Consider the following 13,386-nt stretch of genomic DNA (forward strand, 5'->3'; position numbering starts at 1 on the left):
GGTGTCGGTCCGGGCGGCTCATGACGGCAGAGGGTGGCCGCTCGGGCCCGTTCTCAGTTGAGCAGCGCACGCGCGGCCCGGGCCCGGTGGCGGATGGCCTCGGCCGCCGTCGGCTCGATGCCGTCGACGACCTCCGCGTACTCCTCCATCTCCGCCGCCCCGCGCAGGAACTCCCCGCGCTGGACGAGGAGCTGGGCCCGCTCGTAGCGGAGCCTGGCCGGGTGCGAGGGGAGGAGCAGCGAGAGTTCGAGCGCCCAGAGCGCCACATCCGTGCGCTCGGGCCGGGCCGACGCCCAGGCCCTGATGTTGTTCAGAATCCGCAGCACCGTCTCCAGGGGCCTGGCAGGCACCGTCATCGACCGTTCCAGCGGCGCCCCGGTCGCTGACACGACCATCAGCTCCGCGTCCTCGCCGCTCAGGGGTGCGCCTCCGGCGAACGGGTCGGCCAGCACCCGTTCCGCCGGATCGCCGAAACCGACCACGAAGTGGCCGGGCAGCGCCACCCCGTACACCGGGGCCCCGGCCCGCCGTGCGACCTCGATCCAGACCACGGAGAGCAGGATCGGCAGCCCGCGGCGGCGCCGCAGCACCTGCTGGAGCAGGGAGGAGTCCAGTCGTTGGTAGTCGGTGGAGGAGCCCGCGAAACCGCAGCGCCCGCCGAGCAGTTCCGCGAGGGCGGAGGCCCACTCGCGGGCCCCGCGGGCCCCGTACGGAAGAAGCCCGGCCAGCCGGTCGAGCTCGATCTGCGCCGCGTCGATGCCGTAGGGGTCGGCGGCGGGGGCGGGCGCGGCCGGCCCCGCCTCGGCGCCCAGCAGGAGGCAGAGGAGCGCGAGGTCGGGCCGTTCGGCGCGCGCCTCGTCGGCGAACCTCCGCCGGCGTTCGGCCGTTCCGGAATCCTGAGCGCTCATCTGCGACACATACCCTCTGCTGCTGTTTCCGCTACGCGGACCGGAAGTGGTGGTACCGGTGGTGGGTGGCGAAGCCCATGCCGTCGTACAGCGCACGTGCCCCTTCATTGTCCGTCTCCACCTGGAGCCAGGCGGCCGACGCACCCTCGTCCAGGGCCTTGCGGGCCAGCGCCGCCATCACGGCCGTGGCGAGGCCGCGCCGCCGGTGCTCGGGGCCCACCTCGACGGCCATGAACCCCGCCCAGCGGCCGTCCACCACACAGCGCCCGATCGCGGCGGGCACCCCGCCGCCCGCGTCACCGCTGTCACCAGCCACGGAGGCGAACCAGACCGACGGGCCGCTGCCCAGCACCTCCAGGACATGGGGGCCCGGGGTGTCGAAGCGCTGGTAGCGGGAGAGCCAGGCATCGTCCGCCGTGCGCGACAGGCGCACCGCTGAGACGTCCGCGTCCAGGTCGCCGACCGGGGCGAGGGCCGCGATCCGCAGCTCCGCCGACACCTCGCGCAGCCACCCGTGCTGCTCCAGGTCCGCGCAGAGCCGCTCCTGCGCGCCGTCGGCGCCGGTGCCGGTCTGGACGTACGCGGGCAGGCCCCGCTCCTCGTACCACTGCCGTACGCGCCTCAGCGCCTCGCCGAGCGGGAGCCCCGGATCGCCGAGTGGGAGCACGGAGTTGGCGCGGCGGGTGAAACCGCCTGCGGCGCGCAGCCGCCAGTCGCCCAGCGGTTCGCTCTCCACGGGCTGCCACGCCCGCGCGGCGACCCGGGTGAGCTCCTCGAAGGAGGCCGCGGGGCCGCGGCGGCGAGCCGGAGCGGCGGGGACGACCTTGCCCGCCACCAGCGACGCTTCCGCGATGCGGACGCTGTCCCCGCTCTTCGGTGTGATCGAGAGCACGCCGTCGTCCCACGATGTGAGAACGCCTACCGTGTCGGTGAACTTCGCACCCGTGTCAGGGGCATCGGCGACGCGCCGCACGGATACGCGTTTGCCCACGTCAGCAGGTGTCATGCGAACCTCGAGTCGTCCGCCGACGGTGAATTCCACAGCTCTGTACGCCCCTACTGTTCGGATCGTGCCCCGGAACGGAGATACTAGGGGCGGGCATCGACGACGCCGCGCTCCCGCGCGAGAGCCAACGCCCTACCGAGGAGGAACGACAGCGTGACCTACGTCATCGCGCAGCCTTGTGTCGACGTGAAGGACAAGGCCTGCATCGAAGAGTGCCCCGTCGACTGCATCTACGAGGGCTCCCGGTCCTTGTACATCCACCCGGACGAGTGCGTCGACTGCGGAGCCTGTGAGCCGGTCTGTCCGGTGGAGGCCATCTTCTACGAGGACGACACCCCGGAGGAGTGGAAGGACTACTACAAGGCCAACGTCGAGTTCTTCGACGACCTCGGTTCGCCGGGCGGTGCCTCCAAGCTGGGTCTCATCGAGCGCGACCACGCGTTCATCGCCGCGCTGCCGCCGCAGAACCAGTAGAAGCGGCACCACGAGCGCCGCCCGGTCCCGTACGGCTCGCCACCGTGCGGGGCCGAGGTGTTTCCCGGCAGCCGCGTCCCCGTACGCAAGCCCGTACGGCGTGCGCGAAAGCCCGTACGAGAAAGCAGAGTTCCGTGTCCGCAGCAGTCCCCGTCTCCTCCCGTCTCCCGGTCTTCCCCTGGGACAAGCTCGCGCCGTACAAGTCGACGGCCGCCGCTCACCCGGACGGCATCGTGGACCTGTCCGTCGGCACGCCCGTCGACCCGGTGCCCGAGCTGATCCAGCAGGCGCTGATCGCCGCAGCCGACAGCCCCGGCTATCCGACGGTGTGGGGGACCGGGGCCCTGCGCGACGCCCTGACCGGCTGGGTGGAGCGCAGGCTCGGCGCGGTCGGAGTGGTGCACGAGAACGTCCTGCCGGTCGTCGGCTCCAAGGAGCTGGTGGCCTGGCTGCCGACCCAGCTGGGCCTCGGCGCGGGCGACAAGGTGGCCTACCCGCGGCTGGCCTACCCGACGTACGAGGTCGGCGCGCGGCTCTGCGGTGCCGAGCCCGTCGTCTACGACGACCCCACCGAGCTGGACCCGGCGGGGCTCAGGCTGCTCTGGCTCAACTCGCCGTCCAACCCGACCGGCCGCGTCCTGCCCAAGGACGAGCTGACCCGGATCGTGGCCTGGGCGCGCGAGCACGGCGTGCTGGTCTTCAGCGACGAGTGCTACCTGGAGCTGGGCTGGGAGGCCGAACCGGTCTCGGTGCTCCACCCGGACGTCTGCGGCGGCTCCTACGAGGGCGTCGTCGCCGTCCACTCGCTCTCCAAGCGCTCCAACCTCGCCGGCTACCGGGCGGCCTTCGTCGCGGGCGACGCGGCCGTGCTCGGCGAGCTGCTCCTGATCCGCAAGCACGGCGGGATGATGACCCCGGCACCGGTCCAGGCGGCGACGGTCGCGGCCCTGGGCGACGACACGCACGTGGCCGAGCAGCGGGCGCGGTACGCCCGGCGGCGCACGGTCCTGCGGGCCGCGCTGGAGGCGCACGGCTTCCGGATCGAGCACAGCGAGGCGAGCCTCTACCTGTGGGCCACACGCGACGAACCGTGCTGGCGGACCGTCGCGCGGCTGGCGGAGCTCGGCATCCTCGTCGCGCCGGGCGACTTCTACGGACCGGCGGGGGACCACTTCGTGCGGGTCGCGCTGACGGCCACGGACGAGCGGGTGGACGCGGCGGTCAAGCGGCTGTCCTAGTCCGGGCGGCGCGTGAAGGGGCCCGGGGAGTGCGCACTCCCCGGGCCCCTTCACGCGCGATCCCGCGGGTTGGGTCAGCCGATCGGCAGGCTGCCGGTGGGGAGGCCCTTGGTGGGCAGCCCGCCCGTGGGCAGCCCACCGGAGGCCAGCGAGCCGTCCGTGACGGAGCCGGCCGCCTTTCCGGCGACCGGGAGGGTCGTGCCGACGAGCTTGCCGCCGGTCTTGTTCGCGACCTCGGAACCCTGCTTCGCGGTGGAGTCGAGGGTGGTGCCGGCGCTGTCGAGCGAGGTCAGGCCGCCGAGGGCCGGGGTCTGCGGGAGCACAGCGGCACCCGCGACACCGGCGGCGCCGACCACGGGTGCCGCACCTGCGGCGATCAGCAGCGCGGCACGAGCGATCCGACGGGTCAGGGTGAGGGACATGATGCTCCTTCGACGGGACTTCAACGGGTCTCGGCAGGGGTGGAAACTGCCTGTCCGGTGATCGGACGCACTGAACAACCGGTCCGAGGGCCTGGAAGGTTGCGGGGCACCGAGGTAAAGAGTCGGCAACGCGTCAGATAATCCGCAGCGGGGATCCCCGGTCGGAGGATGTCTCCGGCGATGAAGTGCCGAATCGTCACTTCCCTGCGCCCGCAAGGGATCGAGGGCATGCTGCCGAGGCCGGCGAAACGGTGCTGCGGGCGAGGGGCGTGAGCGTGCCGGAAGGCCCGCAGGGGTGACTGGCCGTACTACTGAGCGAGCCGCATTCGGACCGCTGTCGTGCCCGATTCCTTACGTTCCGTCCGCCAGCCCGTGTCGGCGGTCCAGACCTGGCCGGCGTACGACACCTCGTCGATCCGCAGCGTGCCGGCCCGGGCGACCGCCCAGTGGGCGAGCTCCCAGCCACGCCGGGACGCGTCGCCGTCGGCCTTCGCGGCCGCCCCGACGGGCACCGACACCGTGCCCCCGGCGGAGGAGCCCGCCGTCCCGGTGGCCGGCAGCACGTCCTTCCCGAAGGCGCGCACCAGGTCCGCCCGCACCTCGGCCGCGTCGCCGGGGCCGGAAGCGGTCTCCGTCGGCAGCGAGCACGTCAGCGAGGCGGGCGCACGGCCGGTCAGCGCGGCGGAGAGCAGCGTGGCATCCGGCTCGTGCTTGGCGTACGCCTGCGGGAACCCGCTCTTCTGCACCCGCTGCGCCGCCTCGGTGAGCGGCAGCCGCGAGTAGCCCGGCACCTCCGCCAGATGCTTGTAGAACTCTCCGGAGGCGTAGACCGGGTCCATGATCTGCTCCGGCGTCCCCCAGTCCTGGGAGGGGCGCTGCTGGAAGAGTCCGAGCGAGTCCCGGTCGCCGTAGTCGATGTTGCGCAGCGCGGACTCCTGCAGCGCGGTCGCCAGCGCGATGGTCACCGCCCGCTCCGGCATCCCGCGGGTGGTGCCCACGGCGGAGACGGTCGCGGCGTTCGCGGCCATCTCGGGGCTCAGCTCGTAGGTACGCCCCTCCCCGCCGTCCGCGGGGCCCACGGTGCAGCGGGGCGAGCCCTTGTGGCCGGAGACGTACTGCACGGCCACATAGCCGGCCAGGGCGACGAGCACGGCGAAGGCGGCCGCGCAACGGAAGAGGCGGCTACGACGGGAGGGCGAGGCGGTCCGGGGCACGGGGCCCACCGTACTGGAGGGTACGAGCCGGGCCGCGACCGTAGTCCCTTAGGGTCGGGGGCATGGACGGACACACGCTCGACCTCGCCCTGGACGGACCGGAACTCACGGCTAGGCTCGTCGACTTCCCGTCGGTCAGCGGGCAGGAGAAGGACCTCGCCGACGCGATCGAGGCGGCCCTGCGCCCGCTTCCGCACCTGACCGTCGAGCGGTACGGCAACAACATCGTGGCCAGGACCCGGCTGGGCCGCGCCGAGCGTGTCGTGCTGGCCGGCCACATCGACACCGTGCCGATCGCTGACAACGTCCCGTCCCGTCTCGACGGGGACGGGGTGCTCTGGGGGTGCGGCACCTCCGACATGAAGTCGGGGGTCGCCGTCCAGCTGCGGATCGCGGCGACGGTACCGGAGCCCAACCGCGACCTCACGTTCCTCTTCTACGACAACGAGGAGGTCGCCGCCCACCTCAACGGACTCGGGCAGGTGGCCGAGGCGCACCCCGACTGGCTGGACGGGGACTTCGCGGTCCTCCTGGAGCCCTCCGACGCACAGGTCGAGGGCGGCTGCCAGGGCACGCTCCGGGTCCACCTCCGGCTGGCCGGGGAGCGCGCGCACTCCGCGCGCAGCTGGATGGGGTCCAACGCGATCCACGCGGCCGCCCCGGTGCTGGCCCGGCTGGCCGCGTACGAGCCGCGCCGGCCGGTCATCGACGGGCTCGAGTACCACGAGGGTCTCAACGCCGTGGGCATCGAGGGCGGCGTCGCCACCAACGTCATCCCCGACGCCTGCACCGTGGTGGTCAACTACCGGTACGCCCCCGACCGCACGGCCGAGGAGGCCGAGGCGCACGTCCGCGAGGTCTTCGCGGACTGCGGTGTGGCCGGTTTCACGATCGACGACCACTCCGGAGCGGCGATGCCCGGTCTCTCGCACCCCGCCGCCAAGGCGTTCATGGAGGCGGTCGGCGGCACGGCCCAGCCCAAGTTCGGCTGGACGGACGTGTCCCGCTTCGGCTCCCTCGGCATTCCCGCGGTGAATTACGGCCCCGGGGACGCACTGTTCGCCCACAAGCGGGACGAGCACGTGGCGGTCGACCGGATCACGCACTGCGAGGAGCGCCTCCGCTCCTGGCTCACCAGCTGACCCACGGCATTCCCCTGCGCGTAACCTCCGCCGATCTAGGCTGAAGCGAGACACGTACATCGCAGGTCGGCGGAGGGAGCAGGTCATGGGCAACCCGGAGGACGCACGGATCCCCGAGGGCGCGCAGGTTCCTGAGGGCGCGGTCAAGCCCGAGGAGCAGCGGATGGGCCCGGTGCTGCGTCGCAGGGAGCAGGTGCAGCCGGGCACGACCGACCAGCGGCTGCTGGACTCCGAGGGCGACTCCGAGTGGGTGCACACCGACCCCTGGCGGGTGATGCGGATCCAGTCGGAGTTCGTGGAGGGATTCGGGGCGCTCGCGGAACTGCCGAGCGCCATCAGCGTCTTCGGTTCGGCCCGCACACCGGCCGGAGGGCCGGAATACGAGGCGGGCGTGCAGATCGGCCGGGCGCTGGTCGAGGCGGGCTTCGCCGTCATCACGGGCGGCGGTCCGGGGGCGATGGAGGCGGCGAACAAGGGCGCCCGGGAGGCGAAGGGGGTCTCCGTCGGGCTCGGCATCGAGCTGCCGTTCGAGTCCGGGCTGAATCCACATGTCGACATCGGCGTGAACTTCCGCTACTTCTTCGTCCGGAAGACGATGTTCGTGAAGTACGCCCAGGGCTTCGTCGTCCTGCCCGGTGGCCTGGGCACGCTGGACGAGCTCTTCGAAGCGTTGACGCTGGTGCAGACGGGCAAGGTGACGCGCTTCCCGATCGTCCTGTTCGGCACGGCCTACTGGGGCGGCCTGGTGGACTGGCTGCGGGACACGGTGGTGGCCCAGGGCAAGGCGTCCGAGCACGACCTGATGCTGTTCCACGTCACGGACGACGTCGACGAGGCGGTCCGGCTGGTGACCAAGGAGGTCGGGCGGTAGGGGCCCGGCCGGTCAGCCCGGGCCCCGGCCATGAGCCCGGGCCCCTCGGGGCCCGGCCGTCTCCGGCACGCTCCGGGCCTCTCCGGCGATCGAGGAGGGAGGGCCGGGGCGGAGCCCGGCCCGGGGATCCGGGCCTAGGTCAGCCCCCGCCGGGCCACCGCGGGCGCGCGGTGGCCCGCGATGGACGCCACCATGTCCAGGACCTGCCGGGTCTCCGCCACCTCGTGCACCCGGTACACCTGCGCCCCGAGCCACGCGGACACCGCCGTCGTCGCGAGCGTGCCCAGCACCCGTTCCTTGACGGGCTTGTCGAGCGTCTCCCCGACGAAGTCCTTGTTGGACAGCGACACCAGCACCGGCCACCCCGTGTCCGTCATCTCGCCGAGCCTGCGCGTCGCCTCCAGCGAGTGCCGGGTGTTCTTGCCGAAGTCGTGACCCGGGTCGATCATGATCCCGTCCGGTCGGACCCCGAGCTCCACGGCCCGCTCGGCAAGGCCGACCGTCACCCGCAGGATGTCCGCCATCACGTCGTCGTACGCGATCCGGTGCGGCCGGGTCCGCGGCTCCGCGCCGCCCGCGTGCGTGCACACGAGCCCCGCGCCGTACCGTGCGGCCACCTCCGCGAGCTTCGGGTCGACGCCGCCCCACGCGTCGTTCAGGACGTCCGCCCCGGCCTCGCAGACGGCCTCGCCCACGTCGTGCCGCCAGGTGTCCACGCTGATCACCACGTCCGGGTGGCGGCGGCGCACCTCCGCCACGAAGCCGACCGTGCGGCGTGCCTCCTCCGCCGCGGACACCTCCTCGCCGGGGCCGGCCTTCACCCCGCCGATGTCGATGATCGCGGCGCCCTCCGCCACGGCCTGCTCCACCCGGGCCAGCGCGGGTTCGTCGGTGAACGTCGCACCCTGGTCGTAGAAGGAGTCGGGGGTCCGGTTCACGATCGCCATGATCACCGGTTCGTGCGGTCCGAACTCCCGCCGCCCCAGCCTGAGCGCATCGCTTCGCATCCCTGTGTTCCTCCTCGTCGGGTCGCCTGCGACCCTAACCGCCGGTGGCGCATGGCACGATCTGACCCGGACAGATTTCCGCTCCCGGGGAGATGCACGTGTTCTGGTTCTTGCTGCTCACGATGGCCGTGGTGGTGGCCGCCGTCACGATGGCGGTGGTAGGCGGAGGCGGGAGTGCGGTGCTGCAGGACGTGGAGTCCGAGCGGCTCACCGACCCGCTGCCGGCCGACCGCCCGGTCGGCCGCGCCGATGTCGAGGCCCTCCGGCTGCCCATGGCCGTGCGGGGCTACCGCATGTCGGACGTGGACGAGGCGCTGGGCCGGCTCGGCGCCGAGCTCGCCGAGCGCGACGCCCGCATCGCCGAGCTGGAGTCCGCGCTCGCCGGGGCCCAGGCGGCCACGGTGACCGGCCCCGACCTGTTCAAGCGGCCGGGAGAGCCCCTGACCGGGGAGAACGGCCGGCCGCCGGGCGAGGACGACCCGCGATGAGCGGGGCCGAACCCGCCGCCGACGGCGGGCTGCGCTGCCCGTGGGGCCTCTCCACGGAGGACTACCTCGCCTATCACGACACCGAGTGGGGCAAGCCCGTACACGGCGACGACGCCCTCTTCGAACGGCTCTGCCTGGAGGCGTTCCAGTCCGGCCTGTCCTGGCTGACGATCCTGCGCCGCCGTGAGGGGTTCCGCAGCGCCTTCGCGGGGTTCAGCATCCCCGCCGTCGCCGAGTTCACCGACGCCGACAAGGAGCGCCTCCTCGCCGACGCCGGCATCATCCGCAACCGCGCGAAGATCGACGCGACGCTCGCGAACGCCGAGGTGCTGGCCGGCTGGGGTGCCGGGGAGCTGGACGCACTCATCTGGTCCTACGCCCCCGACCCGGCCACCCGGCCCGCCCCGCGCACCCTCGGTGACGTACCGGCCGTCACCCCGGAGTCCACGGCGCTGGCCAAGGACCTCAAGAAGCGGTCGATCCGCTTCGTCGGCCCCACGACCGCCTACGCCCTCATGCAGGCCTGCGGTCTGGTCGACGACCACCTGGCCGACTGCGTGGCCCGCGGCCGCGGGGTGCGCTGACCCGCGGGGGCGCCCCGGGGGAGGAGTGACGCCCTCAGCGGCCGAGGTACTTCGGCCGCTGCTTGGCGAGGAACGCCTCGACCGCGATCGTGTGGTCCTGCGACGCGCCCGCCCTCGTCTGGAGTTCGTCCTCCTTCTCCAGCGACTCGGCGAGCGTGTGGCCGGCGCCGTACGCCACGGAGGCCTTCAGCGCCGCGTAGGCCACCGTCGGGCCGTCCGCCAGGGCGCGGGCCACCGCGAGGGCCTCCTTCGCCAGATCCGCTGCGGGCACCACCTTGTTCGCGATGCCCAGCTCGTACGCCTCCTGGGCGGAGATCGAACGCGGGAAGAACAGCAGGTCCGCGGCGCGGCTCGCACCGATCAGCCGGGGCAGCGTCCACGAGACGCCCGAGTCGGCGGTCAGCGCCACGCCCGCGAAGGACGTGTTGAAGGCTGCCGTGTCGGCGACCACCCGGTAGTCGGCGGCGAGCGCGAAACCGAAGCCGGCTCCCGCGGCGACCCCGTTCACCCCCGCGACCACGGGCTTCTCCATCTCGGTGAGGGTCCGCACGATCGGGTTGTAGTGCTCCCGGACGGTGCTCAGCGCGTTGCCGCCGTCCGTGTCGCGGGCCTCGGCGAGCTTGGCCACGTGCTCCTTGAGGTCCTGGCCCACGCAGAAGGCGCGCCCGGTCGCGGTGAGCAGAACCGCTCGTACGGCGGTGTCGTCCGCGACGGCCCGAAGGGCGTCACGGAGCGCGACCTTGGCCGCGGTGTTCATGGCGTTCATCGCGTCGGGGCGGTTGATCGTGATCGTCGCGAGCCCGTCGCTCACGTCCGTGAGCACGGTGTCAGCCATGGTGTCGGCCGTGTCGGCCATCGCAGGGTCTCCTTACGGATCCGGCATTGTGCCTGTCCAGGCAAGCATGGCCGACTCCGGGCGGGCGGGATATGTGACCTGCGTCTAACGATTGGCTCTCGGCTGAGGGCCGATGGCGGCGCAGTATCGCAGCTGGATCGCCGAATTGGGTGGTTATGAGAGAGCGCGTTGCGCAAGCGATGCCGACCGATGTTGGTCATCGGGGTCTCCCATGCGGGATAATGCGGAGGAAGCATTGTGTTCGACGCCGGTGAGGCAGCGCCTGTCATGGGGCCGCCGGTTGCGATGAGCTGGTTTCAGGAAGGGGAACGAGCATGGCGGCCATGAAGCCGCGGACGGGCGACGGCCCGCTCGAGGTGACAAAGGAGGGGCGGGGCATCGTCATGCGCGTTCCGCTCGAAGGCGGCGGTCGGCTTGTCGTCGAGCTGACTCCGGACGAGGCCGATGCACTCGGCGACGCGCTGAAGAAGGTCGTCGGCTGAGGCGGAGGCGCCCACACTTCGCGACTGCCCCGGCACGGACTCCGTGCCGGGGCAGTCGTGTGTCCGGGGGACCGGAGGATCAGCCGCGTCGCACCGCGCACAGCAGCCCGTCGCCGACCGGCAGCAGCGTCGCCATGAGTTCCTGGCTCTCCCGTACGGCCCGCAGCAGCTCGCGCAGGCGGAGCACCTCGGCCGGCTGGGCCGCCGAGTCGATCGTGCGGCCGTCGGCGAAGACGCCCTCGAAGCAGACGAGGCCGCCGGGCCGCAGCAGGCGCAACGATTCAGCGAGGCAGTCCATGCTCTCCAGCCGGTCGCCGTCGCAGAAGACGAGGTCGTACCCGCCGTCCGCGAGCCGGGGCAGCACGTCGAGAGCCCGCCCGGGGATGAACCGCGACCGGTTGGTGGCGAAGCCCGCCGCACGGAAGGCCTCGCGGGCGAACTGCTGGCGCTCCGGTTCCGGGTCGACGGTGGTCAGCACGCCGTCCGGACGCATTCCCTGCAGCAGATAGATGCCGGACACGCCCGTGCCGGTGCCGATCTCGGCCACCGCCTTGGCGTCCGCGGTGGCAGCGAGCAGGCGCAGCGCTGCGCCGGTGCCTGGTGACACCGAGCGGAGCCCCGTCTCGTGGGCCCGGTCCCGGGCCCAGAGCAGAGCTTCTTCCTCGGCGACAAAGGCGTCGGCGAACGCCCAGCTCGTCTGCCGGTTGGCGGTAATGACCCTCTCCTGTCCCCGTAGTTGGCGCAACGGTGACTGTATCCGCTGAACCCGGGAACCCGCAGATGGGACCGGGCGTTAGGAGGGGACAGGGGAAAACGCGCGGAACAGGGCCCGTCACCGGGCCCGGAATGCGCCCCTTGCTCCCGGGGACACCCGGGCACCAGCAGGGAAAAGTCTTATCCGGAGCTAACGGGCGAGGTGGCTATGGTAGGGGCTCCACTGGACACCACCAGAGCCGATAGGGGAGGTGCGGCTGCGCCTGTGGACCGGGGAGGAGTGCTGCGGCGCTTCCTCAGGCCGGCGGGTGAGCCGAACTCTGTGACCAACATTGCTGACCGTTCTTCCAACGATTCCGCACCGACCGCGACCTTCGCCTCAGATGCGGATTCACAGGCGTGGACCCCGCCCTCATGGGAAGAGATCGTCAGCACGCACAGCGGTCGTGTGTACCGCCTTGCCTACCGACTGACGGGTAATCAGCACGACGCCGAGGACCTCACGCAGGAAGTCTTCGTGCGCGTCTTCCGATCGTTGTCGACCTACACGCCCGGCACCTTCGAGGGCTGGCTGCACAGGATCACGACGAATCTCTTCCTGGACATGGTCCGCCGCAAGCAGCGGATCCGCTTCGACTCGCTCGGTGACGACGCCGCCGAGCGGCTGCCCAGCCGTGAGCCGTCCCCGCAGCAGGCCTTCAACGACACGCACTTCGACGCGGACGTGCAGCAGGCGCTGGACACCCTTGCGCCCGAGTTCCGTGCCGCCGTCGTGCTCTGTGACATCGAGGGCCTCTCGTACGAGGAGATCGCCGCCACGCTGGGCGTGAAGCTCGGCACCGTGCGCAGCCGCATCCACCGCGGCCGCTCGCACCTGCGCAAGGCCCTGCAGCACCGTTCGCCCGAGGCCCGCGCCGAGCAGCGCTCCCTGGCGGACGCGGTCCTGGCAGGGGAGGGCGGAGCGGCGTGAGCGGCACAGGTCCGACCCCCGCGGAACACCATCTGGGGGACCGTCTCGCCGCGCTCGTCGACGGTGAGCTGAAACACGACGCCAGGGAGCGCGTGCTCGCCCATCTGGCGACCTGTTCCAGGTGCAAGGCCGAGGCCGATGCGCAGCGGCGCCTGAAGAGCGCCTTCGCGACCGCGGCTCCTCCGTCGCCCTCCGAGGGCTTCCTGGCCCGCCTGCAGGGCCTTCCCGGGGGCCCGGGGAACGACGACAGCTCCTCCGGCGGCCCCTTCGGCGGCGGCCGGCGCTTCGGGGAGGGACTGTTTCCCGCACTGACACCGCCCGGCGCCGGCACGGAACCCGCCACCAAGCCCTCGCCGCTGGACGGCTTCGGCTACCTGCCCACCGCGCACGGCTCGAGCGCCGTACTGCCCGGCGGGCCTTCGTCCGCCTTCCGTATCCATGCCGTGAGCCGTGAGGCCGACCGTTCGCCCTGGCGGGCCCGGCGCTTCGCGTTCGCCGCGGCCAGTGCCGTCTCACTGGCGGCCATCGCGCTCGGCGGCGCCCTGCCCCTGGAGTACGGTCCCGAGGCGCCCCTCAGCGCCGGGGGCGCGGGCAGCAGCGGGAGACCGCTCGACACCGAGACACGGACCGGCGGTACGTCCGTCGCGGCCAGCCGCAGCGGCGGCGGTGCGCTGTCGGTCGACACGCGCCCCGGCGCTCCCACCGTGGCACCCACCGCGACGCCGTCATCGACCGCGCCGCAGGTCCTCGCCACGGCGCCCTCGCTGATCAGCACCACGGCACTCACCGGGCACACCTTCGCCTTCCCTGTGCTGAACGTGTCCGTTCCCCCACTGATACGTCCGACCGACGCGGGTCCGCTGCTCTCGGCGGCGCTCGGGGGCGACGAGAAGCCGAAGCAGGCGGCGCCCTCGGCGACGGCGTCCGCCTCACCGACGCTGCGTGACCGCGCGATGCCGCTTTCCCCACTGCGCTGACCGGGTCCCTGCGCGCAGATTCGCAAACCTGGT

16 protein-coding genes are annotated in these 13,386 nt (G+C 72.4%); 9 read left to right on the plus strand and 7 right to left on the minus strand.

The genetic code is table 11. The features are described from left to right. Positions 1–53 precede the first annotated feature (53 nt). Positions 54–908, minus strand: coding sequence for a transglutaminase-like domain-containing protein (locus OG927_RS21510; RefSeq protein ID WP_330320644.1), 855 nt, complete (start codon positions 906–908; stop codon positions 54–56). Positions 909–939: 31 nt separating this feature from the next. Further along, on the minus strand, positions 940–1,950 hold the full coding sequence (locus OG927_RS21515) for a GNAT family N-acetyltransferase (protein ID WP_056793936.1): 1,011 nt from the start codon (positions 1,948–1,950) through the stop codon (positions 940–942). A gap of 117 nt (positions 1,951–2,067) precedes the next feature. Between OG927_RS21515 and fdxA the strand changes: the two genes are divergently transcribed. Then, positions 2,068–2,388, plus strand: coding sequence for a ferredoxin (gene fdxA / locus OG927_RS21520; protein ID WP_014154250.1), 321 nt, complete (start codon positions 2,068–2,070; stop codon positions 2,386–2,388). Positions 2,389–2,522: 134 nt separating this feature from the next. Further along, positions 2,523–3,626 carry a succinyldiaminopimelate transaminase gene (gene dapC, locus OG927_RS21525; RefSeq protein ID WP_209469788.1) on the plus strand — a complete coding sequence of 368 codons (1,104 nt, stop codon included), beginning with the start codon at positions 2,523–2,525 and terminating at the stop codon, positions 3,624–3,626. A 74-nt stretch (positions 3,627–3,700) separates the two neighbouring features. Here dapC and OG927_RS21530 read toward each other — a convergent pair whose 3' ends face one another. Both OG927_RS21530 and OG927_RS21535 read right to left on the minus strand, forming a co-directional pair. Next, positions 3,701–4,048: a hypothetical protein gene (locus OG927_RS21530; RefSeq protein ID WP_057573624.1), complete on the minus strand. Its 348-nt coding sequence runs from the start codon at positions 4,046–4,048 to the stop codon at positions 3,701–3,703. A 308-nt stretch (positions 4,049–4,356) separates the two neighbouring features. Beyond that, positions 4,357–5,262, minus strand: a complete 906-nt coding sequence (locus tag OG927_RS21535; RefSeq protein ID WP_056793945.1) for a hypothetical protein — start codon at positions 5,260–5,262, stop codon at positions 4,357–4,359. A gap of 62 nt (positions 5,263–5,324) precedes the next feature. Here OG927_RS21535 and dapE point away from each other — a divergent pair, with 62 nt between their 5' ends. Together dapE and OG927_RS21545 are read left to right on the plus strand one after the other, a co-directional pair. Continuing rightward, on the plus strand, positions 5,325–6,404 hold the full coding sequence (gene dapE / locus OG927_RS21540; protein ID WP_124281252.1) for a succinyl-diaminopimelate desuccinylase: 1,080 nt from the start codon (positions 5,325–5,327) through the stop codon (positions 6,402–6,404). A gap of 85 nt (positions 6,405–6,489) precedes the next feature. Continuing rightward, positions 6,490–7,275 carry an LOG family protein gene (locus tag OG927_RS21545; RefSeq protein WP_056793949.1) on the plus strand — a complete coding sequence of 262 codons (786 nt, stop codon included), beginning with the start codon at positions 6,490–6,492 and terminating at the stop codon, positions 7,273–7,275. 134 nt (positions 7,276–7,409) lie between these two features. On the opposite strand, the gene folP is transcribed toward OG927_RS21545, so the two are convergent. After that, positions 7,410–8,282: a dihydropteroate synthase gene (gene folP / locus OG927_RS21550; protein WP_330320645.1), complete on the minus strand. Its 873-nt coding sequence runs from the start codon at positions 8,280–8,282 to the stop codon at positions 7,410–7,412. Positions 8,283–8,374: 92 nt separating this feature from the next. On the opposite strand from folP, the gene OG927_RS21555 reads away from it, so the two are divergent. Further along, a complete protein-coding gene (locus OG927_RS21555) occupies positions 8,375–8,770 on the plus strand; it encodes a DivIVA domain-containing protein (protein ID WP_199862795.1) in 396 nt (131 codons plus the stop codon). Then, positions 8,767–9,354: a DNA-3-methyladenine glycosylase I gene (locus OG927_RS21560; protein WP_056793954.1), complete on the plus strand. Its 588-nt coding sequence runs from the start codon at positions 8,767–8,769 to the stop codon at positions 9,352–9,354. The genes OG927_RS21555 and OG927_RS21560 overlap by 4 nt, the downstream gene beginning before the upstream one ends. A 34-nt stretch (positions 9,355–9,388) precedes the next feature. On the opposite strand, the gene chcB is transcribed toward OG927_RS21560, so the two are convergent. Next, complete coding sequence (chcB, locus tag OG927_RS21565; protein ID WP_056794729.1) at positions 9,389–10,189, minus strand: 2-cyclohexenylcarbonyl CoA isomerase; 801 nt, start codon at positions 10,187–10,189, stop codon at positions 9,389–9,391. 335 nt (positions 10,190–10,524) lie between these two features. On the opposite strand from chcB, the gene OG927_RS21570 reads away from it, so the two are divergent. Beyond that, the gene (locus OG927_RS21570) at positions 10,525–10,692 is read left to right on the plus strand and encodes a DUF3117 domain-containing protein (protein WP_003966491.1); all 168 of its coding nucleotides are present in this window, start codon (positions 10,525–10,527) and stop codon (positions 10,690–10,692) included. Between the two features lie 79 nt (positions 10,693–10,771). Here the strand turns inward: OG927_RS21570 and OG927_RS21575 are convergent, their stop codons facing one another. Beyond that, positions 10,772–11,437, minus strand: a complete 666-nt coding sequence (locus OG927_RS21575) for an O-methyltransferase (RefSeq protein ID WP_056793956.1) — start codon at positions 11,435–11,437, stop codon at positions 10,772–10,774. Between the two features lie 177 nt (positions 11,438–11,614). Between OG927_RS21575 and sigE the strand changes: the two genes are divergently transcribed. Then, positions 11,615–12,376 (plus strand): RNA polymerase sigma factor SigE, encoded by a 762-nt coding sequence (gene sigE, locus OG927_RS21580; RefSeq protein WP_241191811.1) that lies wholly within the window; start codon positions 11,615–11,617, stop codon positions 12,374–12,376. Then, entirely contained in the window at positions 12,373–13,353 is a 981-nt protein-coding gene (locus tag OG927_RS21585; RefSeq protein WP_056793958.1) for an anti-sigma factor family protein, read from the plus strand. The genes sigE and OG927_RS21585 overlap by 4 nt, the downstream gene beginning before the upstream one ends. Positions 13,354–13,386: the final 33 nt, after the last annotated feature.

It is taken from the genome of Streptomyces clavifer (genome assembly GCF_036345975.1).
GTDB classification, from domain to species: domain Bacteria; phylum Actinomycetota; class Actinomycetes; order Streptomycetales; family Streptomycetaceae; genus Streptomyces; species Streptomyces clavifer.